This is a genomic window from Devosia subaequoris (assembly GCF_014197055.1).
In the GTDB taxonomy this organism is placed as follows: domain Bacteria; phylum Pseudomonadota; class Alphaproteobacteria; order Rhizobiales; family Devosiaceae; genus Devosia; species Devosia subaequoris.
The window spans coordinates 965177-988306 of the sequence record NZ_JACIEW010000001.1 but is presented as its reverse complement, the minus strand read 5'-3'; the positions used below and the strand labels follow the sequence as shown (position 1 = coordinate 988306).

Genomic DNA, 23130 nt, shown 5'->3' with positions numbered 1-23130 from the left:
GGCGACCTCCGCCAGGCTCTCCTGCGCTGTCAGGGGGTGGCGCGGAGGGGAGGCGGAGTTGTCCACGTGCAGGTCGTTATCGTCAGAATGCTCAGAATCGTGTTCGGCCATAGGGCGCACTCCATGAACCGGACGGCCCCTAAGGCGAGCCATCCGTCTGGTGAAGGGAAGGTGAAAGTGGTCTGTCAGGCCGCGATCAGGGCCGCGGTCGCCGGATCAAATCCGCCCTCGGGATTGATGGGGATCCAACTATCGCGGGTTCGGCCCTTTGAGCCGCAACAGAATTGCGCTGCACCGCTACCGCTTCCGAAAGGGATATCCCGGGTCGTGACATAGCTGCGGCCATCAGCCGAGAGTTCGAGCAGCCCGGCGTGCAACCATGCGGATCGCAGAAACCGGACACTGGAATTGGCGCTGAGCGCCGTATCAATTCGAACGTCCGAGCCCTGGAGCAGAAGCCAGCGCCTTCACTTTGACGGGCCGCCAATGCGACGAGGCCATTGTCGAAACAAAGCTCAACCACGTCGCCGCTTGGAATGTCATTGAAGGGACGGATTGGCGCCACCCGACCGCACTCGTTGCGAGGACCTGCCAGAACAGAGCGCGCCGTGCCTTCCGTGAACAGTACGCCATGATGCCGGAGCGTGAGACAAGCCTGACCGAGAAACGCATCAATATCGCTGTAGCGTTCAGCATCGACACTGGCGCCCAGAGGGCGCTCGTTCATCGTCGCAAAGCTTCGAGAAGCCTCGACACGGGAAAAGAACATGCGCTCCGCGGCAAGCGCGTCATCGCCCATGAGCGTGTTGTTTTGGTCGGTTATGACCACAATGGTCCTGACATCCGCAATTGGCTGCTGACCGGACGCGACCCGGTTGCCGACCGAGGAACTGGCGCCGATATAGACCTGGCTGTCGCCAATCAGAGCGTAAACACCCGGGCGATCAAGACCGGCGACTTTGCCCAGGGCCCGGCGCGCTTCCACGGTTGCTACCATCACGCAGGGCGCAAGGTTCGACGCACTTAGTCGTTCGATGCCGACTGGCAAATCACCGGCAGCCTCACAACAATCGTCGGTGTCGACGACGGCTGCTTTAACATCCGTGCTCGAGGCCCGATGTTCAGTAAGAGGATCTGGCGCCTCCGGAGCGCGACGTACAACCGTGTTGGCATCAATAACGCCCCTGGGCTCGATCACCAGAATGCAGAGATCGACCATCACCAGTACGGCACCGGTTGGATCGGTGTGATTGATCAGACCCTCTGCGATATCGCCAATAGTTGTGCTGCCCGTCTCATCGACAATGCGCAGAATGTTGAGCTGGGTCGAGCCGGTCACCAGGGCGTGCTGAACCAGACCAGCGACGAGCACAGGCGGAGAATAGAGGAATAGGACTTGTTCAACGCCGAAGCGTCGCTAGAAAAGGCATTAGCCATGTCATCACCTGTTCAGGCAGGAGGTTTCATGGTCAGGTCGACGGACGGTTTGCAGACCTCCGTCGGCCGCTTCTTGCAGGAAACGGGTCCGACCATATCGGGCCGAATGGCACCGACCTGAACAAAATGTGCATCGGCAGAGAAGTTGCAAGCCCAGTCTTGTGAGCTTGGTTAATGAGAGCAGAAGGTATTCGGCGACGACATATATGTGGCGCTGCCGCCCTTGTCGTTCATTTGCTCGGTGAGGGTGGGCGCCAAGCATTTGATGCTCAATGGTCAAGGTACCCTGCAGGTCATGGGGGCGGGGATGGCGGTCGATAGACGTTGTGGCCCCCTATGTCCAGAATGTCGACCTTGACGTTAGTCAATGCCGACGGCGATATGGACGGGTGCACTCTCCTGTCCTCCGTGGCCGCAGCCCACGACCTCGAGCCCTGTCGGATGTGCTATCAATTCTCTTGCGCACTCGATGAACATATGTTTGGGACGGTTTCACCGACGATATGTTGATCGGTGTCGGAACCCTGGTCGCCGTGGTGGTGCCAGCTCGGCCTCCCTAGCCGAGTTCATGGCGCTTTTGCCTGAGCATGCCAACCCACCGAAGCGATCAGCCGCTTCTTGCGGCATCGTATCTTCACCATCGAGCCGCGCGTCTGCTAGACGCTAATGGCCTACTTCACGGCATCAGACGCCGCCGCCGCGAGCCCACTTACCACACCCCCACGACATAATTTGCCGCCCCAACCGATTTTAAGTATTGAGGGCTTTTAGAAGCGACAGCTCGTCGCTAAACAGAGTAGCCAAAGTCCCCTTGGTCTGGGCCCTGAGCTCCCTACCGTCGGGCAAAAGGTCTGAATATACAAAGTCCGGCTTAGAATGATCAGCACCAATGCATTAACTACAAAAATTATCAACCTCCCGAGGCCGGTAAAGCTAGCGGCGCTGATTTGCATCGATTTTGTGGGGTTGTCCACCGCAATATGGTTGAGCTATTGCCTCCGATATGGCGTCTTCTTTGTACCAGACGAGAGTCAGCTTATTCTTATTGCTGCCGGGCCGATTATTGCAATACCAATATTTATTCGGATGGGTCTTTACCGCGCAGTTATTCGGTATATGCCCGATCGGGCCATATGGGCCATGCTTCGGGCGATGAGTCTTGCTGCCCTTGCGTGGGTTTGCCTCGTATTTGTCACGGAGATGGCGGGAACGGGCCTCGTGCCGAGATCAGTGCCATTTCTTTACTGGATCGTCGGCGGACTGATTGTTGTTAGCAGTCGATTTGCCGCCCAGTATATCTTGTGGGGACGTAGAGACGACAAACTTCAGGTCGCCCAGATCGTGATTTATGGAGCTGGAGAGGCCGGCGTTCAGTTGGCCGGCGCGATGCGGACTCAAGGGAACCGCCTTGTCGCGGGGTTTCTGGACAATGATCCTCGATTGATCGGACGAGATGTAGCTGGGATTCGTGTCTACGATCCGGAATATCTTCCTGTGTTGATTAGCAATATGGGCATTCGTGAAGTCATTCTCTCGATGCCCTCAGTCGGCGGAGAACAGCGCAAGCAGATCGTCAAAGATCTTACCGCTTACCCGGTCAAAATACGCACGCTTCCGCCAATTTCGGATCTTTTGGCCGGCAACTACATGGTCAACCAGATTCGCGACATCGACATCGATGAGCTGCTGGGGCGCTCGTCTGTCCCGGCGGACAAGGCATTGCTTGCCGGTATGATAGAGGGGCGCTCGATCCTAGTGACAGGAGCCGGTGGGTCAATTGGCTCAGAGCTTTGCCGATTGATTCTCGAATGGAAGCCCAGGCTATTGGTGCTCTACGAGCAAAACGAATATGCGCTCTATACTATAGACAAATCTCTCAAAGCTTTTGGCATCGCGAATATTAAGTCGGTTCTTGCTTCCATCATTGATGAAGAGGCGCTGAGGCGGTCAATAATTGAAAACTCTATTGATGTTGTGTTTCATGCTGCGGCACATAAGCATGTACCCTTGGTCGAATCCAACGTATTCGAAGGTGTACGCAACAATGTTTTCGGAAGCCTGACGGCAAGCCGAGTGGCTTACGAGTGTGGCGTCAAGGACTTCGTACTGATCTCGTCCGACAAGGCCGTACGACCCACAAATGTAATGGGAGCGACAAAACGCTGGGCGGAATTAATCGTACATAACTATGCGTTGCGATGTCTTGAGGCCGGTACAGGGCAGAAGTTCTGCGCGGTCCGCTTTGGCAATGTCCTCGGTTCCAATGGTTCCGTTGTCCCACTATTCAAGGAGCAAATTGCTGCTGGTGGGCCAGTTACCATAACGGATAAGCGCATGACCCGGTTTTTCATGTCCATTCATGAAGCGGCCGAGCTCATCGTTCAGGCTGGGGCACTTTCTCAGGGCGGCGACATCTTTCTGCTGGAGATGGGCGAGCCCGTTCTCATCGTTGATCTAGCGAAAAATATGATCCAACTGGCGGGCCATAAGGTGCGTGACGAAGATAATCCTAATGGGAGCATAGAGATTGCCACGGTAGGCGCGAGGCCGGGCGAGAAGATGTTTGAGGAGCTCTTTTACGACGCCGCCAGTGCCGAGCGGACTACGCATCCCAAAATTCTACGGACCGAAGGTCTGGTCCACAGTGATGAGCTGCAGTCTCGCCTATCCTGCCTTGAGGCACATATGTTGAGTCGCGACGAAGCAGCGCTTCGGAAGGCGCTATTCGACGTGATCAGCCGGTACAGTGATGGCGCCAGCAGCCTGCCCTTGAAACTCGTCGCGGGCGCCGGCCCCCGCCCAGAGAAATAGAACTCCGAGTGGAACATACGCCACCAGCGGGAGCCACAAACTAACTGTTGGGGTGACTATGGAGGATGCGGCTGCCAACGGTAATGCCCAAATGCAGGTCAACGCCGAGTAAAGCACCGTTACGTTTCGATGGCCCCAGCGTCGGGCGAGTTGCTGATAGGCATGACGCCTATGCGCTCGCCACGGACGTTCGCCTCGGAGGGTCCGGCGCACTAGCGTAATCATGCTATCTGCGGCGAATACTGAAAGCAGAATAAGCCAGGCCACCCAACTGAGGGCGCCCAGTTTGACCGTAATCAGTGCAACAGCAAGAATCATCAGTCCCAAAAATGTGGAACCTATATCACCCATGAATATTTTTGCGGGTGGCCAGTTTCGTAGAAGAAAACCACATGTTGCTGCAACTATTATGCCTATCGCGCCGAACATTGGATAGTCAGCAGCATTGCGATCTGTACAGAGCCAGATGGCCATGCCGCCGGCTAGAACCAATACGGCCTGACTGGCCGCAATTCCGTCTATTCCGTCCATGAAATTGAAAGCGTTCACCCACCAGATACCTGCCAAAACAACAGCTCCGAGGACACAGAGACGGGCAATGGTCAGGCTAAGGGATCGCTCGGCCAGAAACAGCTCAACTCCCGCCACTAGCGCGATCACCACGGCAGACTGCACAGCCAGGCGAGTTGCCACCGACACTTCCAATAGGTCATCCACAAAACCTATGGCTGCTATCACCGCTCCAAGAACGCCGACTAGAGCAAGTATAGGTGAGCCTACAGAAGCAAAGGTCAGACACCCAATTACCCCCACTATCGCTAAGCCCAGCCCGCCGCCGCGCGCCGTAGGGACAATATGTGATGAACGTTCATTAGCAGCCTTCACAAGCCCCAGACGAGATGCCTTTCGCTCAACTTGAATCGTTAGAACATAGGAGGCCAAGACCGCGGCAAAGCCCAAGAAGATCACGAGCAGTTCTGACAACACTTGCATTTCCACAATTGATCCGCCGCCACTGTAAAATGCGGCCTAGAAAGTTCCGGCTGGTGCCGGTGCTGCCGCCCGATTTTGCCCTCGAGTGCCGCCCGTAGATGGGCAAAAGTTCCGCCGCTCTTGTTTCGAGGTCTCGTCGACCGACACATCATCACGCTACGATGTGTGTTCAATATCACCATAACGTGTAGTGCCTCCTCAGATGCACTGGCGACCTTGGTGCATCCCTTCTGTGAATTTCCCTGCCCGAAGGGGCCACGGGACGTCCAATCCGCGTCAGTTGCCCGACATCTCCTGGCGAATTGCCTCCAGCATCTTCTCGGTTGCGAGCATTCTGGCCTCATTCAGCGCCTCAGCTGTTTGCAAGACTTCAGTGGGGGCGAAGAGGATATTTGAGCAGCTTTTGTCGCGAATGTCTGCACTAGGGCCGACGATTGTCGCGGCACCCGATAGGCGGCCCGATCCGACCCATTCCTGTAGGCTGTCCCCGGGAAAGGCAGGAAAGCGTGAAACGTCGACCAAAAAGCCGCCATCCTTTAACGAGGAGACTGCAATCTCTGAAAGGGTCTGGTCGCCGACGTCATCAATGATGCATACGAGATCATAAACGTTGGTATGTGTGGCTTTTATGGCGTTGTCGATGAAACGGTGCTCCGCAGTCTTGCTGAACGCCGAGAGCAGACTTGCTACCTGATCTCCAATGCTCGTATTTGAGAATACACCGACGGATAGCGATGAAAGTTGGTTGCCAGGCTTCACTATCCACTGTCCGGCCCGGACAGCTACATCGTTTGCGGCGATATTTCGTAGAACCGCCAGAGCCAACCCTAATGCCAACTCCGCGCGAGAATCATCGTAGGCGGCATTGACGTTTTCCTTTGTAAACGAGCATCGGGCTAAGACATCGGTTTGGTCAAATTCAGTGGAAACTACAACACGCAATTTTGGTGGGTATTTGTATTTGTCGTCTACAGCAAATGGCCCGTCAATTAAGATGCCGAATGTATCAGGTCTGAGTAGGCCAAGCAGCTCGTGGTAACTAGTGTCCGATCCCAATCGGCATAATTCCACGTCAACTCCAAGGTGAGAAATTTCCTGGATTGCCGGCAATTCAACGATATCAGCTCGCTCAGTCCCAACTAAAATATGCACGCGATGACCCCCGAATAGATCCTTTTGGAATGCAGGGATGGACTTGGATTACCCGCAACCATCCGGAGCGGAGTACACTTTGACCGGCGAATTGTCACACGTTTTAAGCGGTGCGTCAGCAGGTTCCGTCGACTGATGCGGTTGGCGCCCATCCGGGCCAATCTGCCCCTCTCAGGCGCGGAATGCCCTTGTCCAACTAGACGTCGTGGCAAATCGCGTCGCATGCCGCAAGGTCGGTTTTTGTGCGGCGTGTAGACCGATCTCAAGGGCAGAACCAAGAATATCGGCTAGGCGCCGGCCCCCTCTGTAGGCGCTAAGGCAACCCCGTCTGACCTGATGGCATGCGATGGGGTATTTGGCATCGTGGATTTGATGACGGTTTGATTTCCAATGTCTGCGCATATGCCCAGAGATAGAAGTTTCCAGTTGCTTGAGGTCGTGCCGAGCCGGATGGAGAACAGTCCGGCAGTGACACGGCGCAACTAGGCTGACGCCTCAGCTGCGGTTCGATAATCTCAATTGTCGAAGCGGGGCACCGCTTACCCCCTCGGATAGCGGCGTTTGTACATCCTCTCACTACCGAGCTAGAGCACTCACGCCGACCAGAACCAGCGAATGGCTAGTCAGACAGATGTTGGTATCCATCTTTGGCATGGCCAACTCGTGGATGTTGGGCTGGCCTTACAACCCTGATTGGGGCGTCCTTGCAGTGGCAGCATGGTACTTGGTCGAGCGCCCCGTCATGTCTTTGAGGAACTTGGGTCCGCGGCCAGACAGAATACAATCGGAGCCGCAGGCATAATTCGAAGTGGTTGCAGCCGGACGAAGGAGGATCAACCGTCTTAGGCAGCGGCACTTCGGCCATTGCTGCGCGATCGCGACCCACTAGCCTCTGGCCGCCAGAGACAACATGATTTGCTCCACCCTCGACAAAACGGTGTCGCGGTCAAATTCGCACGCGATGACCTCCTGGCCTCGCCGCCCCATCTCACCGCGTTCATCGGCAGACATCCGCCGCAACTGATGCACGGCCTCGACGAGCCCAATCGCGTCCCCCGACGCCACAGCAACCCCCGCGCCAGACTTCGCCACCAAAGTAGCCCCTTCGCCATCCAACATGGCTAGCACGGGTTTACCCGCAGCAAGATAGGATTGAACCTTTCCGGGTATCGTCATCGCGAAGGCTGGTGACGTTTTGAGTGAGACCAGGAGCGCGTCCGCGTGGGCAAAGAAGGAAGGCATTCGGTCGAGCGGGAAGCGACCCGGAAGCAGAACATGCTCCTGCAGTCCGCGTGACGCGACTTCGTCGGACAGCCAAATGCGTTGCCTACCGTCTCCGACGATGATCCAGCGGACAGGTTCCGCGCGTAGGCCCTCTGCTGCATCCAGCACGGCCGGAAAATTCTGCGCTTCGCCGATATTACCGGTAAACACGATGTTGAACAAATCCGGTCGCTCCGCAACCTCAGCGGCGGGCGCAACCGGTGTGTCGATCAGCGGGCTGTCGGACCAACTGGGCAGGTACCCAACCCTGTCAGGGTCGCGGAGATGGCGGTTGAGTTCGTCAAGGAAGGCGCGCGATTGTCCCAGCACCTTGTCGCAATTGCGGTAGATGAATGTGACCAGACGGTCAACGAGGCCAAGCAGAAAGGGGGACTGCACCGCGCCAACGGCTTCGAGCGATTGCGGCCACAGATCAAGAACCCACAGAGCGATGGGGGCCTTTGTAAGCCATTTCATCACTATGGCCGGCAATCCCACGGTGACTGGCGAGCCCTGAAACACGAATATGGCGTCGAAGGAACGGCCGCGCAGGCGCCAGGGGCCAAGCGTGCAGCCTGTAACGACAAAGGAGAGATAATTGAGCATGAGCGCCAACCCGCTCTTGCCGCGTGGGATCAGCGGTACGCGCACAATGTCAGCGCCCTCATAAGTGGCGTAGCCAGCCGGATTGCTGGCATAATCGGGAAAAATTGCGCCACCGGGATAATTTGGTTTTCCGGTCAGCACCGTCACCTTGTGCCCGCGCCGAACAAGATCGGCGCTCAGGTCATTGATGCGAAAATTCTCGGGCCAGAAATACTGGCTGACGATCAGGATGTTCATTGCGCCGGACTCTCTCCCCAGACGCGTTGCCGCACATAGTCGACATAGGAGAGCACAATGCGTGCAACCTTGTCCGCTACATTGGGCATGGAGTAGTCCGTAACGGGACGGAAGCTGCGTTCCGTGCCAGTTGGCTGATGCTGCACCAGCTCGAGGCCCTGGATGATGCGATCGGGCGACAGGCCCACCATCATCACGCTGGCTTCTTCCATGGCCTCGGGCCGTTCATGGACTTCCCGCAGGTTGAGCGCCCGGAAATTGAGGATGGATGCTTCTTCGCTGATGGTGCCGCTGTCGGACAGAACAGTGCGCGCGTGCATCTGCAGGTTTACGTAGTCATGAAAGCCAAGTGGCTTGAGGAAACGAACGAGCGGATTGAAGGTGTGTCCGAACTGCTCCAGCCGCTTGCGGGTGCGCGGATGGGTAGAGAAGATGACCGGCATATCATAGGTGGCCGCGATGCGATCCAGGCTTGTGGAAAGTGCGCGGAAATTGACGTCGGACTCGATGTTTTCTTCCCGGTGCGCGCTCACAACGAAATACTGGTCGCATTTGAGCCCGAGCCGGGTAACGGCGTCGGATGCTTCGATGGCCGCGCGATTGTCCGCGAGCACCTCAAACATGGGACTGCCGGTCTTGATGACCCGGTCGGGAGGCAGGCCCTCGCTCAGCAGATATTCGCGCGCGATGTCGCTGTAGGTCAGGTTGATATCGGCGACATGATCAACGATGCGGCGATTGATCTCTTCTGGCACACGCATGTCGAAGCAGCGATTACCGGCTTCCATGTGGAAGATGGGGATCTTGCGGCGCTTGGCGGGGATGACGGCCAGACAGGAATTGGTGTCGCCCAAAACGAGCAAGGCATCGGGTTGGAGCGCCGCAAGGACCTTGTCCGCCTTGGCGATGATCTGGCCAATCGTCTCTGAAGCTGATTTTCCGGCGGCGTTCAGGAAGTAGTCGGGCTTTCGCAGAGCTAGTTCCTGAAAGAAAATCTCGTTGAGCTCAAAGTCGAAGTTTTGGCCGGTATGGACCAGATGATGGTCAAATACGGCGTCAAACCGCTTGATCACGCTGGACAGGCGAATGATTTCGGGCCGCGTGCCGACGATCGTGGCAACTTTGAGCTTACGGTTTGGCATGGTCGACGGGCTCTTGATAGGTATCGGGGCGTTGCGGGTCAAATATCTCATTGGCCCAGAGCATGACGATCATGTCGTCATCGCCGATATTGGTAATGTCGTGCGTCCAACCCGGGACCGTTTCAACAATCTGATAGTTTTGGTCGCTGGTCTCGAGTTGTGCGGTTTCGCCGGACACCATATGCCGGAACTTGAACAGGCCACGACCACAAACGACTAGGAATTTTTCGGTCTTGGAGTGGTGAAAGTGCCCACCACGGGTAATGCCGGGGCGGCAGGTAAAGAAGGACACCTGGCCAGAATCATTGGTTTTGATCATCTCTACGAACTCGCCGCGCGCGTCGGCATGTGTCGTGAGCCCATAGCTGAACTGCTCGGGGCGCAGATAGCTGAGATAGGTCGCGTGCAACGCCCGCGCGAGACCGCGCCCAACCGGTTCCGTGATCAGCGATTGGCGGGAAGTGCGGAACGACTCGATGGTGGATGCGAGCTCGCCGACAGTTGTATGGTACACCGTGGAGAGGGCACCAAAACCATTCTGGTCCGCGTGGTCAGGACTGCCATCAAGCAGGTCAAGCCAGGTCGAAATCAGATCGTCGACATAAAGCAGCGTCAGCGGCGCGCCGGGATCATTGACCTGAATGGGAAGGTGGTTGGCGATGTTGTTGCAGAAAGTGGCTACAACGGAGTTGTAGTTGGGGCGAGCCCATTTCCCGAAGACGTTGGGGAGGCGGTAAATGACGGCCTTGCCAGGGTTCTGCCGGCCATATTCGCGCACGCAGTCCTCGCCCTGGCGCTTGCTGATGCCATAGGGATTGTCGAGGGCAGCCTGGATGGAGGACGACAGGACGAGCGTCGGCGCAATGCCGCGCGCGGCCAGCTTGTCGCAGAGCAGTTCGGTCAGGCCGGCATTGCCGGTGGCAAACTCATCCGGACTGATCGGACGATTGACGCCTGCCAAATGAAAAACAATGTCGTCGCTGGAGAGCCGGGTAATCGCGGCATCCAGATCGTCGTCCCGTCCCACCCCGATCACCGACAGGTCGGGACGGCGCTGCAGGTGCAGCATCAGATTGCTGCCGACAAAGCCGCGCGCGCCAGTGACCAGAACCGTCCTGCTCATGCGAGTTCGCCACCAGCCAGGGCAGCACGGAACAGCGGCAGGTTATTGAGCAAAGCCATGGTTTGCTCGACGTCCAGACGTTCGGAATTGTGGCTGTTGTAGTCCGCGCTCTCGGAGATACCGCGATCACCGTCCTCAAAATACTTGCCGTAGTTCAGGTCGCGGGTGTCGGCTGGAACGCGGAAATACCGGCCCTGGTCGAAGCAATTGGCGCGCTCTTCCCGGCTGAGCAGTGTTTCGAAGACTTTCTCGCCGTGGCGGGTGCCAATGACCGTGACAGGGTGGTTGGGCACACCCATCAGGCGCTTGATGGCCTCCGCCAGCACAGCCACGGTCGCGCTGGGAGACTTCTGGACATACATGTCGCCGCTCTGGCCATGCTCGAAGGCATACAGAACCAGCTCGACTGCATCATCGAGTGACATCATGAACCGGGTCATTTCCGGATCGGTGAGAGTGAGGGGCTTCTTCTGCCGGATTTGTTCGATGAACAGCGGGATGACCGATCCGCGCGACATCATCACATTGCCATAGCGAGTGCCGGTGAATACCGTGCCTGCTGGGGCAGTGCGGGATTCGGCAACCATCACCTTTTCCATCAAGGCCTTGGAGATGCCCATGGCATTGATGGGGTAGACGGCCTTGTCCGTGCTCAGGCAGACAACGCGCGCCACCTTCTCGGAGGCGGCCGCGAGCAGGACATTCTGCGTGCCGAGCACGTTGGTCTTGACCGCCTCGATGGGGTAGAATTCACAGGATGGAACCTGCTTGAGCGCAGCCGCGTGAAAGACATAGTTCACGCCGCGCATAGCCGCCTGAACAGCGTCGCGATCGCGCACGTCACCGATATGGAAGGACAGAGCCGGATCGGCCAGGCGCCGACGCATGTCATCTTGCTTTTTCTCATCGCGGCTGAAAACGCGAATTTCCGCAAAGTCCAGTTTGGCCAGATGTTCCAGAACGGTGCCACCAAAGGAACCCGTGCCACCAGTAATAAGAAGCGTCTTGCCCGAATACGTCATGGTTTACCTTGCGCGGAAAAGTCGGCGATCGGAAGTTACGCCTACCTGCCTGCGCCCCACGGCGCAACCTTGGCCTGTCGTTGAGTACCCAACTTGTCTGCGTTTACAGGGCGCCGCCGGGCCTTCTTGCCCAGATGCGTGGCACGACTTGGCCCAGCACCAGAGCGAGAAGGAGGTGGAACGGCGTCAGCAGCGTCAGAAAATAGTCGGTGAAAAAGCTCAGCATGCTGATCGCGAAGAACATCGGCGCCATGAGCAGGGCCCACAGATGGCGGCGGGCAAGATTGAAAACCCAAATACCGAGCAGCAATTGCAGGCCCATGGCAATGCTGGCACCGATAAAGCCGAAGTCTGCAATCAAGGTGCTGTAGGCGCTCGACATGGTGTAGGCCTTGGACGCCAAGGGCAGGGGATAGCGATCTTCAACGGCAATCTCGGGCCGCACAATCGTGGGCAGGAAAGGGTAGAGCGAATAGAAGCCTGGAAATGGCGGAGTTGCCAGGGTTCCTGCAGCTGCCTTGTGCAAATTGGCCACCGGTGTGGTCAGGTAAAGGTACACCCAGGATAAGGCCGGATTTTCGATGATGGCGTCATGCATCGCAAATACCCAAGGGGCCGCCTCTTCGAGCAGTTGTTCTTCCTCTTCGGGCGTTCTGGTGGTGGGTTGCTCAAAGGGGCTGGTGATGGCAACAACCGCCTTGGCGTCGGCTGTGCGAATGCCGCCGATGCCATAAATGCCGCCCAACGTTACCGCAAGCAGAAGGATGACCCACGCCAATTGTCGCTTGAAGCTGGGTGCAGCCAGAACGCCCGCCGCCACGACATTCATGCAGTACAGGACATAACCGCCGCGATTGACTTCGCCCACTACGGTCAGCGTGAGGAAGGCGAGGACGAGCGCAGGCACCCAGCGCCAGTTGTCACTTCTCACCAGGGCTACGGTCGCCAGAATGGCGATGACGATGCGGAAGGTGTTCCAGGCGCCTGAGAATGTCGGTACACCATAGTCGAAGTAGTAGCGGTCGGTGCCCTTGATTGCCCAGAAGTAGGGCAGCCCGCCCGAATAGATGATGATGAGGGCGAAGCCGACCATCCAGGTGGCGCACATTGCAAGGATGAATCGGCTATCGAAGATGACGGACGGAAGGGTGGATATGGGTGTGCGCGACGCATCTTGCGGCCTGGGCAGAAGAAACGACCCCACCAAAGCGATGGCCAGCGTGCCGAAGACCATCAAGTAAACGGTCGGCTGGGGGTCCGGGTAAAAATTCACCATTGCCGGGCTGTACAGCCCCAAGACAAGCACCCAGATCAGGGCAAAGGCGACATCAGGGCGCATAAGCATGTTGAAGTAGATTGTTTTTTGCAATTCCGGCCTGCTTTTCTTGCTGCGACAGATAAGGGGGCTTAGGTCTGGTGCGCGCTCTAGCGTCGTGCGAACAGGATATTGCTGATCCGCCGGCGTACAGTGTCGCTATGGACGACTTTCCAGAGCACTGGCACGAAGGTCAGGGCGTGAAGCGCACGATAGACGCCGCTGCTTGTCCGGTAGGGAGGAAGGCTTTTGCGTGCCGCAGCCGGATCGCCCATTTCCATGTGATACCGGGCGTCGTAGTAGCAGGCGCGCTGTTCGGCGGCAGCAAAGGCGGGGCCGTAGCGTATGGTAATGCCGGGGTTTTCCTCCTCAAGCGCCGCCAGCGTCAGACGGCGTTCAGCCGACCAGCGTGCCATGGACTGCGAGGTCAGCGAGTTGGGGCGTATATTCCAGATACCCAGAACCCGGTCGACCACGCAGGCCGGTCCCTTGGCCAACAGGCGCATGAAGAGGTTATACTCCTCCGACGCCTGGATCCGATCGTCAAATGTCAGGCCGAACTCGAGCAGGCTGGCGCGGCGCAGCAGAGGCGTCACCATATTGATGTCGAACTGGACAAGCTGATCTGCAAAGATGTCGCCGGAGCGGGCGTGGGGCACGGCATTCCGTATAAGCGTGCCGTCCATCAATTGCTCGCGGACGCCGGCGTAGCACAGCACGGTTTCCGGCGCACATGAGGCGAGGGCGCCCAACTGCTTTTCGAGCTTGTCGGGATACCAGATATCGTCACTGTCGAGAAAGCCGATCCACTCGCCCTTTGCCTCGGCCATTGCCAGGCGGCGGGCATGGCCCAGAGGCACGATCTTTTCGCTGCAGAAATAGCGCAGGCGACTATCGAACGAGCGGGCAATCTCTGCAGTGCTGTCGGTGGAGGCGTTGTCCCAGAAAATGATCTCCCAGTCGCCAACGGTCTGAGCAAATACCGATTCAATGGCACTGCGGACGAAAGCCGCGCCATTGTAGCAGTTCATGATCACCGAGACTTTAGCCATGGTTGTTGAGGTAGTCCTTTACCGTGGCCACAATCCGGCGCTGATCATCGTCGGTCACCAAGGGATGCAGCGGAAGGCTGAGAAGCTCGCGTCCCAGCGTCTCGGCTATCGGCAGCGCATAGTCCGTGCGGAAATAGGTCAGCAGATGGTTGGGGCCGTAGTGCAGCCCGCACTGGATCTGATTGGCCCGCAAATGATCCATCAGGCCGTCACGGCGCCCATTACCGATGCGGACAGGGAAGATGTGCGGAATGGCGGTAGTGTACTCATAATCGAGAAGGGTCAGGTCGGCCGTGTCGGCAAGCGCGGCCTGATAGCCGCGCGCCAGGTTGCGGCGGATCTCGCCGAACTGGTCGATCTTCTTGAGCTGCGCCCGGCCGATCGCCGCCATGATGTCGCTCATGTGGTGGCGATGACCCTGGTGCAGGACGTCAAAGACCCAGCTGCGTTCGCCGGAGAAGCGCTTCTCGGTATCGTTCTCGACGGCCAGCAAACGGGCCGTGGCGACATATCGGGCAACATCGGCGTCGCCTGTCACCACCGCGCCACCTTCGCCACTGGTTATGTTCTTGATGCCGTCAAAACTGAAGCAGACGATATCTCCCGAGGCGCCAACGAGCCCGTTGCCAACGCGGCAGCCAAACGCGTGGGCAGCGTCTTCGATGACTCGCAGGCCCTTGGCGCGGGCAAGGTTATAGACATCGTCGATGCCCTTGACGCTGCTGGCATAGTGGACCGGCATGATCGCCCGCGTCCGGCTGGTTACCCGCCGGGCCGCATCGTCAACGTCAATATAGGCGGTGTCACCGCGCACTTCGCACGCGACAGGCGTCGCACCGGTGGCCGAGATGGCCTGAAACGAGGCCACATAGGTAATGGACGGGACCAGCACTTCATCGCCCGGTCCGATGCCCAGGGCCTCCACGGCCAGGTGGAGTGCCGAGGTGCCGGTATTGACGCAATGGACCGGGCGGTCGGTGTCCATATAGGCGGCCAGTTCGCGCTCAAAGTTCTGCACTTCGCTGCCCATGCCCAGAAAGGCCCGATCCAGCACCCGAACAACGGCTGCTTTTTCCTCTTCGCCGATCACGGAACGCGACAGACGGATGATTGCATTTGTGTCAGAGGTCATGACCGTTCTGGGAAAGTGAGGAGTCGCGATTTAGTGGCTTCGGGCCGCTGTTGGGATTGTTCGCACTATCGAACGGCAGTGCATAGACTATTAGTTCGACTGCGGCATCATTGAAAGTGCCTGATGACCTTGGCAGGGACACCGGCGACAAATGTGCGCGGCGGCACGTCCTTGGTCACAACAGAGCCTGCACCCACAACGGCGTATTCACCGATGTTCAGCGGGCCTATCAGTATGGCCATCGTGCCTATATAGGCGCCACGTCCAATCGTGATGTCGCGGCCAGCAGCAGGTACAGAATGCAAGGGCTGGCCAGAGGCCTCGGCTTCCTCAACGGACAAATGCTTTCCCGTTAAAACCTGAACATCTTCGCCAAAGACGACGCCATCACCGATGGTGATGGATCCACTGCGCGTGTTGAAAACACAGGACTTTGGAATGCTTCGTTCCGCTCCGTGAGGAGCCACCAGCGGGTGCTGGCCGGTTGCAAACAAGGGACGTTCCAGCCGGATGTCATAGGCACGCGCGAGGCGCTGCACGAAGGGCTTGGTGATGTTGATGAACCACTTCATCACGCACCCTTGATGTGCGGCGCCTTGCCGACGACGCGGGCGGGATTGCCGAAGGCCTTGGTGCCCCGCGGAATATCCCGTGTCACTACACTTCCGGCCCCGATCATGGCATCCTTGCCGATGGTCACGCCACAGATGATGGTGGAGTTGGCGCCAATGGCGACACCTTCCTCGATCACCGTGGGTTCAAAGACGATCTCGCGTTCGGAGTAATAGCCCCGGGCACGGGGATATCGGTCGTTGGTGAACACCACTCCCGGGCCAATGAAGGCGCCGTGGCCAATGCGGACGCCATCATAGATCAGGCAGCCATTTTTGATGGTGACGTCGTCGCCGATCACCACATCGTTCTCGATGAAAACATGGCTGCAGATGTTGCAGTTCTCGCCGATGCGGGCATCGGGCAGGATCACCACGTGCTGCCAGACCTTAGTCGTTGCAGGAACGCCGGAATGGGTCATGGGTTGGGCTCCTCGAGTTGCGGCGCTGGCCCAGCCGCCCCCAGGACGGCTTCGAAGCTGCCCTGCTGAACGATCTGGCCGTTTTCCATGCGCACAATCGAATCGCAAATACGAAGCGTGCTGTGACGATGTGCGATCATAATCAGAGTGAGGCCTTCATTCCTGAGGCGTTCGAAGGAAGCGACGATGCCGCGTTCGGTCTCTTCGTCGAGGGCGGAGGTAACCTCGTCCATCACCAGCACCTGCCGGTTGTGATAGAGCGCGCGGGCGATGCTGAGGCGCTGACGCTCGCCGCCGGACAGCCGCGTGCCCCGCTCACCAGACGAGGTGGTCAGCCCTTCGGGCAGCTTGGCTACAACGCGCTGGAAGTCTGCAAGGTCGAGCGCACGCTGCAGGCGGGCCGTGTCCACCGGCGCACCGCTCCAATCGAGGGTGATGTTCTTTTCGATCGTGTCGTCGAGCAGGAATTGCTCCTGCGGAATATAGGCGAACAGGCTGCGCGCCGTCGCAGCATCAAGGATCTGGCCGTCGGCCTGGACAATTTCGACTTGCCCCTGGCTTGGCTGCAGCAGGTTGAGGACGAGGTTGGCCAGCGTTGTCTTGCCGGCGCCCGAGGGGCCGACCAGCCCAAGTACCGAGCCCTTGGGAATTGTCAAGGAAACGGGGCCAAAGGGCACAATTTCATTGTCGGCGCCATTGTAGGTAAAGCTCACGTGGCGCAACCGGATCTGGCTAAATCCTGCAGGCGGAGCCGCGCGTTCCGCCACGGTCTTGAACGGGGCAGGGCCGCCGTCAAATGCCTTGAGATCCTCATAGAGCTGATCGGTGGCGAAGCGGGAATAGCCGATGCTGTTGAGCGACGAAAAGGTTTGCGAAAACGCCGGCATCAGCCGAAGCCCCGCGACGGCGAACGTGGCAATGACCGGCAGGAGCTCAGAGGGATCGCGATTGGTGGCGATATAGAAGCCGACCAGAGCGACCACGAAACCGACCGCCACCATTTCCATGAGATATTTTGGGATGACGCTGAAAGTATAAAAGCGGCGCTGGTTGACGCCCAGGCGGACACCGGCATGGGCCACATAGTCAGAGAAGCCGACCTCGACGCCCAGGGTCCGGATTTCCTTGATGCCACCAATGCCCTGGGTCACACCGCGCACCAGTTGCTCCTGCGCCAGCGTGACCTTCTGCCCCGCCTGCCTGGTCTGCCGGGAGATAACAACAACATAGATCGCCCCAGCCAGCACCATGCACGCTATCAGAGAGAGAAAGAACAATGGCGCGATCGACAGCAGCAGGATGGTCAGCACCAGCGCCACGGCCAGTTCGGCAAACATGCGGAACAGCGGCAACAGTAGGTCGTCGGAGAAAATCTTGGAATTGACCAGGATGGTCTGAATGAGGGTGGACGAGTTCCGCATGAGGAAGAACTGATAGGGCTGGCTCAGATAGCCATCCATCAAGGACTTGATCTGCCTGGCCCGAAACCTGGTAACGAAGCCCAGGATCATCCATTGGACAAACACGCCGCTGACGCCCTTAAGCACAAAGGCCATGACAATGCCAGCGGCCAGCCACACGCCGTAATTGCCGCCTACAAGCCAGTCCGGCAGGGCGATGCCGAAAATCTCGCCCGAGAGTGCCTCGGGATTAAGAATAACAGCGACAAATGGGGCGATCAGCCCGACACCGAGCAGATCAATAACGCTGAGCAGCAGGAACAGCGTGCTGATCCCCACAACCTGCCAGCGATAGGGCGCCAGGAAAAAGACCAGTGGCCGGAACAAGCTGCCCACTATGAGGACCTGCTGCGGTCAGCGGTGAAAAAGTCGGCTACCGCGTCGCAGACATAGGCGATCTCGGCCAATGTGTGGGTGGCCGAAATGGGCAGGCTGAGGCAGTTGGCATGGATGCGGCGACTGATCGGATAGTCGGTCGGCTCCAGGCCGTAGCCGGCATAAGCCTGCTGGTCAAATGGTGCGATGGGGTAGTGGATCAGGGTCTGGATGCCGCGCTGTTGCAGATGCTCCTGCAAGCCCGCACGATCGCGGCACTGGATCACATAGGTGTGCCAGACGTGAGACTGTTCATCGGTAGGCGCGATGGGGAGCTGGAGTCCGGCAATGTTGCCCAGTCTTTTCTGGTAGTGGCGCGCAATCGATCTGCGGTGCTCGGTGCCAGCATCGAGCATGGGCAGCTTGGCCGACAAGGCCGCCGCGTGAATGGCATCTAGGCGGCTATTGCCGCCCTTAAACTCGTTGACGTATTTGACCTTTGAGCCATAGTTGCCAAGGCGCGCCACGGCTTCGGCCGTCTCTGGATCGTCCGTGGTGACGGCACCTGCATCGCCCAGTGCGCCCAGGTTCTTGGTGGGATAGAAGCTGAATGCCGCCGCATGGCCCTGTGCGCCAACGCGGATGCCATCCACTAAGGCACCGTGACCTTGTGCACCATCTTCGAGGAACTTGATGCCATGCTCGTCGCAGAGCTGGCGGATGGGGCGGTGGTCGAGCGATTGTCCATAAAGATGGACGCCAAGAACGACCTTGGTCCGGCTCGTAAGCGCCGGCCTGATGGTCTCGGCGGAAATGTTGAAGGTGTTCGGATCTGGTTCGACCGGCACGACGCGCGCACCGACGGCATCGACCGCCAGCCAGGTGGCAATATAGGTGTTGGCCGGGACGATCACCTCGTCGCCTGGTCCGATACCCCAGGCTCGCAGGACCAGCTCCATGGCGTCTAGGCCGTTGCCGACGCCGACGGCGTGCTTGGCGCCGCAATAGGCGGCCCACTGCTCCTCAAAGGCTTTGACTTCGGGCCCGCCGACATACCAGCCGGAGGCCACGACGCGCTGCACGGCCGCACCCAGTTCCGGCTGGAACGCGGCGTTCTCGCGATATAGATCGAGCGAGGCCACCTTGGTGATTGGCGGGTAGTACGGCTGTGGAACGAACTCTGCCGCGTCGCGGATATAGTCGGCTTCGTCGTAGGGCAGGCTGGCCATGACCAGCAGCACTGCATCGGGCGTGATGTCGTGCATTTCGCGCCAGAGGTCCGGCTCGAGGATGACCATCTGGCCGGGGTCGTTCAGGGTGATCCGGGTTTCGGCGCCGCCGCGCGTTCGTAGCCGCAGTTCGCATGAGCCGCTGGTGCACACCATGGCCTCGCGAGTACGGCGGTGGGCATGAAAGCCGCGCGGCAGAGCAGTATCGGCCTTGGCGATGAAATAGAGGCGACGCACCGGAAACGGAACCAGTGTTTCGAGCTCAATGGGCACGAGAACGCCGCGCGGATCAGCGCGTTTGGGAAGCGTTATGATCTGATAGAGCGTGTCAAGCGTCATTGACGATATCAAGGATGGCTTTTCCGTAACTGGTTGATTTCATTCTGGTGCCGGCGGCCCCGAGTTCGTCCTTGTCGATCCAACCCTGAGCATAGGCGATCTCTTCAAGACAGGCGATCTTGAAGCCCTGTCTCTGTTCGATGGTCTGCACGAACTGTCCGGCCTGCATAAGGCTGTCATGCGTGCCGGTGTCCAGCCAGGCAAAGCCGCGTCCCATCCGCTCGACGATCAGCGTGCCCTCTTCGAGATAGAGACGGTTGAGGTCGGTGATCTCAAGTTCGCCGCGGGCAGATGGCTTGAGCGTCTTGGCAAGTTCGGTGGCCCGACCATCGTAGAAATACAGGCCAGTAACGGCCCAATCGGACTTTGGCGAGGCCGGCTTTTCTTCCAGTGACAGGCACTTGCCTGCCTCGTCGAATTCGGCCACAGCAAATCCTTCGGGATCGCGCACCTTATGTGCAAACACCATGGCGCCATGCGTGAGGTCGTGGCCGCGGCGCAGGCCCTGACTGAAGGCCTGGCCGAAGAAGATATTATCGCCTAGAATCAGGCTGGTCGGCTCGCCGGCGATGAACTCTTCACCCAGAATAAAGGCCTGGGAGATGCCGCCCGGCTGCGGCTGTTCCAGATAGGTCAGGCGAATGCCGAACCGGCTGCCGTCACCCAGCAAGCGCTGATATTGCGGCAGGTCGTGTGGCGTCGAGATGATGGCAATCTCGCGGATGCCTGCAAGCATTAGCACAGACAGCGGATAGTAGACCATCGGCTTGTCATAGATGGGCAGCAATTGCTTGCTGATCGCCAGCGTCGCCGGATATAGCCGCGTGCCCCGGCCGCCAGCCAGCAAGATACCCTTCATGACGTCCCCTCGTTGTAGCGGTCCACATACCACTTAATGGTTGAGCGAAGACCGGTCTCAAAGCCGATCCCGGCGCTCCACCCCAGCTCGCTTTCAGCCTTTGCCGGGTTTATCGCATAGCGCAGGTCGTGTCCCTTGCGATCCTGAACGAATGTTATCAGTTCGTGCAGGTCGTTGCGTCCGAGCATCAGGTTCATCTCGTCGCAGATGCGATGCACCAGATCCAGGTTGCGCTGTTCATTGCGCGATCCGAGCAGGTAGCTCTCGCCATTGCGCCCCTTGTCATGGGCCATGATCACGCCGCGGGCGTGATCTGTTACGTGGATCCAGTCCCTGATCTGTCGTCCATTGCCATAGACTGGTATAGACTGACCCCGCAGGCACCGGCTGATGGTTAGCGGGATGAGCTTTTCGGGGAACTGGTAGGGCCCGTAATTGTTCGAACAATTGGTGGTCACATAGGGCAATTGGTGGGTGCGGCCCCAGGCTGTCACCAAGTGATCGCTGGCGGCCTTGCTCGCGGAATAGGGCGAAGAAGGCTTGTAGGGAGACTGTTCGGTAAAGCCCGGCTCGTCTTCGGTCAGGTCGCCATAGACCTCGTCAGTGGAAACATGGGTAAACCGGTGGTTGGACAACGTCGAGCCCGACCAGGCGTCGCGTGCCGCTTCAAGCAGATTGGCTGTGCCAATCACGTTGGTCTGGATGAAGGGCATGCCGTTGTCGATGGAACGATCGACATGGGACTCTGCGGCCAGATGGATGACCTGCTGCACGCCGTGGTCGGCGAAGACCCGGCGCATCGCATCGCCGTCGCGGATATCCTCGCGCTCGAAGGCGAAATTGTCCCGCCCGGCCACGTTTGCCAGATTATCCAGTGACCCGGCATAAGTCAGATTGTCGACGACAACCACGCGCCGACCTGCCGACACCAACTGCCGGACTACTTCGGAGCCGATGAAGCCGGCGCCACCTGTTACGAGAATCATATGGCGACGGTCCCCTCACCCACCATCAACTGTTCAATGCCCGGCACCTGCGGCCCCACGCCTGCCGGCAGCCGTTCGGCTTCTTCCGGGTCATAGGCCAAGTCCGCCACGTTCATCAATATGCTTTGCGCCGGTCCCAGGCCGACAAAGGTCATGAACCAGCGCGGTGAAACGGTCAATCGCGAATAGCTGGCCGGTCCGAGCACGGCGTAGTGGAAATCAGACCAGCGCTCGCCGTCCTGCTTCGCCAGCAAGAAAGCGATGCGGCCAATCGGCACCACCAGGTTGAGCGTCATTCGGGTGTGGCGCTTCCAGTCTCGGACAGAGCCGGCGTCAACCAGGGAGAAATAGGCTTCGCCAAAGCCGGTGAAACCCTGACTGGTCTGCTTGATGGCGTGAAAGACGGCGCCGCCAACTGTCGGAATCTGCCGTTCGGGAGAGAGCAGCAGGCCATCGGGGGGGGTGGCCAGGCTGGCCAGCGGCTTCCATTGGATCAGCGGTGCCATCACGCTGTCCAGGACTTGCTTCGATCTTTTGCCAGGGACAGATAGGTCTCAAGGTGCTGGGCGGTGAGGGTGACGGGGTCGGCGCCGTTAACTGTCACACTATGGTACCATTCGGCCGTGAGGTGCGCAGTTTCGTCAAACACCAGTGTTGGTGTCCATTTCAGCGCATGCAGGGCCTTGTCGCAATTGAGCTTGAGCAGGCCCGCTTCCTTCATGGTCTGTCCCTGTATCTCGAAGGGGCTGAAGGCGCGGGACGTGCCCCAATTCAAGAAAAGGGCGTTGAGCAGGTCGGCAACCGAGCGGTTCTGGTCGCCACTGGGTCCGAAATTGAAGGCTTCGCCATTTTCCTTGCCCCCTTGCGCCAGGCCCTGGCCCAGCGCCAGATAGCCCGACAATGGCTCGAGCACATGCTGCCAGGGCCGCGTCGCATGGGGGCTGCGAATGATGACCGGCGCGTTGTGTTGCCAGGATTTGACGGCGTCGACGACGATGCGATCCTTGGCCCAGTCGCCACCGCCAATGACATTGCCAGCACGGCCTACGCCGATGCGGACAGGCGATTTTCCGCCGGCAAAGAAGGAGTGATACATGCTCTTGATGATGAGCTCGGCCGCGCCCTTGGAGCCGGAATAGACATCCTTGCCGCCCAAGGCATCGTTCTCGCGGTAGCCCCAGGTCCATTCGACATTGTCGTAGCATTTGTCGCTGGTAATCATCACCGCCACACAGAGCCAATCGGCGGTGCGCAGCGCATCGAGCACGGTCATGGTGCCGATGACATTGGTCGTGTAGGTGGACACTGGGTCCGCGTAGGACGCCGACACCAGGGGCTGGGCCGCCAGGTGGAAGACGAAATCGGGGCGATGGTCACGGATCGTCCGGCTCACGGCGTCCAGATCGCGGACGTCGGCGCGAATATCGACAATCTGGTCGCTCAAGCCGAGCAGGTCAAACAGGGCCGGCTGGGTCGGCACCATGTCAGAATAGCCGACAACCCTGGCTCCCATCCGAAGCAGCCAGGCCGTCAGCCAACTACCCTTGAATCCGGTATGGCCGGTGACCAAGACAGTTTTTCCACTATAGCAATCGTTGAACATCGAGCCCCGCCAGTCAGTTGC

At 58.7% G+C, this 23130-nt stretch carries 19 protein-coding genes; 1 reads left to right on the top strand and 18 read right to left on the bottom strand.

Annotation, left to right across the window (positions count from 1 at the left end; genetic code table 11):
• Positions 1-196: 196 nt before the first annotated feature.
• The gene (locus GGR20_RS04600; protein WP_183310005.1) at positions 197-1339 is read right to left on the bottom strand and encodes a GIY-YIG nuclease family protein; all 1143 of its coding nucleotides are present in this window, start codon (positions 1337-1339) and stop codon (positions 197-199) included.
• Between the two features lie 977 nt (positions 1340-2316).
• Here GGR20_RS04600 and GGR20_RS04595 point away from each other — a divergent pair.
• Positions 2317-4248 (top strand): polysaccharide biosynthesis protein, encoded by a 1932-nt coding sequence (locus tag GGR20_RS04595; RefSeq protein WP_420827427.1) that lies wholly within the window; start codon positions 2317-2319, stop codon positions 4246-4248.
• Here the strand turns inward: GGR20_RS04595 and GGR20_RS04590 are convergent.
• The 17 genes from GGR20_RS04590 to rfbG all read right to left on the bottom strand — a co-directional run bounded on the left by GGR20_RS04590 (position 4159) and on the right by rfbG (position 23109).
• Positions 4159-5235: an MraY family glycosyltransferase gene (locus tag GGR20_RS04590; RefSeq protein ID WP_183310004.1), complete on the bottom strand. Its 1077-nt coding sequence runs from the start codon at positions 5233-5235 to the stop codon at positions 4159-4161. The two genes, GGR20_RS04595 and GGR20_RS04590, sit on opposite strands and share 90 nt — an antisense overlap.
• A gap of 282 nt (positions 5236-5517) precedes the next feature.
• On the bottom strand, positions 5518-6393 hold the full coding sequence (locus GGR20_RS19070) for an NAD(P)-dependent oxidoreductase (RefSeq protein WP_183310003.1): 876 nt from the start codon (positions 6391-6393) through the stop codon (positions 5518-5520).
• Between the two features lie 885 nt (positions 6394-7278).
• A complete protein-coding gene (locus GGR20_RS04580) occupies positions 7279-8499 on the bottom strand; it encodes a glycosyltransferase family 4 protein (protein ID WP_183310002.1) in 1221 nt (406 codons plus the stop codon).
• Positions 8496-9641: a non-hydrolyzing UDP-N-acetylglucosamine 2-epimerase gene (gene wecB / locus GGR20_RS04575; protein ID WP_183310001.1), complete on the bottom strand. Its 1146-nt coding sequence runs from the start codon at positions 9639-9641 to the stop codon at positions 8496-8498. The genes GGR20_RS04580 and wecB overlap by 4 nt, the downstream gene beginning before the upstream one ends.
• The gene (gene wbjC / locus GGR20_RS04570; RefSeq protein ID WP_183310000.1) at positions 9628-10764 is read right to left on the bottom strand and encodes a UDP-2-acetamido-2,6-beta-L-arabino-hexul-4-ose reductase; all 1137 of its coding nucleotides are present in this window, start codon (positions 10762-10764) and stop codon (positions 9628-9630) included. The genes wecB and wbjC overlap by 14 nt, the downstream gene beginning before the upstream one ends.
• Positions 10761-11786 (bottom strand): polysaccharide biosynthesis protein, encoded by a 1026-nt coding sequence (locus tag GGR20_RS04565; RefSeq protein WP_183309999.1) that lies wholly within the window; start codon positions 11784-11786, stop codon positions 10761-10763. Before GGR20_RS04565 ends, wbjC begins: the two co-directional genes overlap by 4 nt.
• Positions 11787-11889: 103 nt before the next feature.
• The gene (locus GGR20_RS04560) at positions 11890-13155 is read right to left on the bottom strand and encodes an oligosaccharide repeat unit polymerase (protein ID WP_183309998.1); all 1266 of its coding nucleotides are present in this window, start codon (positions 13153-13155) and stop codon (positions 11890-11892) included.
• Positions 13156-13211: 56 nt separating this feature from the next.
• Positions 13212-14153, bottom strand: a complete 942-nt coding sequence (locus GGR20_RS04555; RefSeq protein WP_183309997.1) for a glycosyltransferase family 2 protein — start codon at positions 14151-14153, stop codon at positions 13212-13214.
• Positions 14146-15285, bottom strand: coding sequence for a DegT/DnrJ/EryC1/StrS family aminotransferase (locus GGR20_RS04550; RefSeq protein WP_183309996.1), 1140 nt, complete (start codon positions 15283-15285; stop codon positions 14146-14148). The genes GGR20_RS04555 and GGR20_RS04550 overlap by 8 nt, the downstream gene beginning before the upstream one ends.
• A 107-nt stretch (positions 15286-15392) precedes the next feature.
• Positions 15393-15857 carry an acyltransferase gene (locus GGR20_RS18935; protein ID WP_183309995.1) on the bottom strand — a complete coding sequence of 155 codons (465 nt, stop codon included), beginning with the start codon at positions 15855-15857 and terminating at the stop codon, positions 15393-15395.
• Positions 15857-16318 carry an acyltransferase gene (locus GGR20_RS18930; RefSeq protein WP_183309994.1) on the bottom strand — a complete coding sequence of 154 codons (462 nt, stop codon included), beginning with the start codon at positions 16316-16318 and terminating at the stop codon, positions 15857-15859. The genes GGR20_RS18935 and GGR20_RS18930 overlap by 1 nt, the downstream gene beginning before the upstream one ends.
• Positions 16315-18114 (bottom strand): ATP-binding cassette domain-containing protein, encoded by a 1800-nt coding sequence (locus GGR20_RS04535; protein WP_183309993.1) that lies wholly within the window; start codon positions 18112-18114, stop codon positions 16315-16317. Before GGR20_RS04535 ends, GGR20_RS18930 begins: the two co-directional genes overlap by 4 nt.
• Positions 18114-19661 (bottom strand): aminotransferase class I/II-fold pyridoxal phosphate-dependent enzyme, encoded by a 1548-nt coding sequence (locus GGR20_RS04530; protein WP_246349379.1) that lies wholly within the window; start codon positions 19659-19661, stop codon positions 18114-18116. Before GGR20_RS04530 ends, GGR20_RS04535 begins: the two co-directional genes overlap by 1 nt.
• The gene (gene rfbA / locus GGR20_RS04525; protein WP_183309992.1) at positions 19651-20520 is read right to left on the bottom strand and encodes a glucose-1-phosphate thymidylyltransferase RfbA; all 870 of its coding nucleotides are present in this window, start codon (positions 20518-20520) and stop codon (positions 19651-19653) included. The genes GGR20_RS04530 and rfbA overlap by 11 nt, the downstream gene beginning before the upstream one ends.
• Positions 20517-21506 (bottom strand): dTDP-glucose 4,6-dehydratase, encoded by a 990-nt coding sequence (rfbB, locus tag GGR20_RS04520; protein WP_183309991.1) that lies wholly within the window; start codon positions 21504-21506, stop codon positions 20517-20519. Before rfbB ends, rfbA begins: the two co-directional genes overlap by 4 nt.
• Positions 21503-22012 carry a dTDP-4-dehydrorhamnose 3,5-epimerase gene (locus GGR20_RS04515; RefSeq protein ID WP_183309990.1) on the bottom strand — a complete coding sequence of 170 codons (510 nt, stop codon included), beginning with the start codon at positions 22010-22012 and terminating at the stop codon, positions 21503-21505. The genes rfbB and GGR20_RS04515 overlap by 4 nt, the downstream gene beginning before the upstream one ends.
• Complete coding sequence (gene rfbG, locus GGR20_RS04510) at positions 22012-23109, bottom strand: CDP-glucose 4,6-dehydratase (protein WP_183309989.1); 1098 nt, start codon at positions 23107-23109, stop codon at positions 22012-22014. Before rfbG ends, GGR20_RS04515 begins: the two co-directional genes overlap by 1 nt.
• Positions 23110-23130 lie beyond the last annotated feature (21 nt).

Coding starts and splice junctions, on each gene's coding strand:
- GGR20_RS04580 (WP_183310002.1), bottom strand. CDS start 8,499: ATGAACATCCTGATCGTCAGCCAGTATTTCTGGCCCGAGAATTTTCGC.
- wecB (WP_183310001.1), bottom strand. CDS start 9,641: ATGCCAAACCGTAAGCTCAAAGTTGCCACGATCGTCGGCACGCGGCCC.
- wbjC (WP_183310000.1), bottom strand. CDS start 10,764: ATGAGCAGGACGGTTCTGGTCACTGGCGCGCGCGGCTTTGTCGGCAGC.
- GGR20_RS04565 (WP_183309999.1), bottom strand. CDS start 11,786: ATGACGTATTCGGGCAAGACGCTTCTTATTACTGGTGGCACGGGTTCC.
- GGR20_RS04555 (WP_183309997.1), bottom strand. CDS start 14,153: ATGGCTAAAGTCTCGGTGATCATGAACTGCTACAATGGCGCGGCTTTC.
- GGR20_RS04550 (WP_183309996.1), bottom strand. CDS start 15,285: ATGACCTCTGACACAAATGCAATCATCCGTCTGTCGCGTTCCGTGATC.
- GGR20_RS18935 (WP_183309995.1), bottom strand. CDS start 15,857: ATGAAGTGGTTCATCAACATCACCAAGCCCTTCGTGCAGCGCCTCGCG.
- GGR20_RS18930 (WP_183309994.1), bottom strand. CDS start 16,318: ATGACCCATTCCGGCGTTCCTGCAACGACTAAGGTCTGGCAGCACGTG.
- GGR20_RS04530 (WP_246349379.1), bottom strand. CDS start 19,661: ATGACGCTTGACACGCTCTATCAGATCATAACGCTTCCCAAACGCGCT.
- rfbA (WP_183309992.1), bottom strand. CDS start 20,520: ATGAAGGGTATCTTGCTGGCTGGCGGCCGGGGCACGCGGCTATATCCG.
- rfbB (WP_183309991.1), bottom strand. CDS start 21,506: ATGATTCTCGTAACAGGTGGCGCCGGCTTCATCGGCTCCGAAGTAGTC.
- GGR20_RS04515 (WP_183309990.1), bottom strand. CDS start 22,012: ATGGCACCGCTGATCCAATGGAAGCCGCTGGCCAGCCTGGCCACCCCC.
- rfbG (WP_183309989.1), bottom strand. CDS start 23,109: ATGTTCAACGATTGCTATAGTGGAAAAACTGTCTTGGTCACCGGCCAT.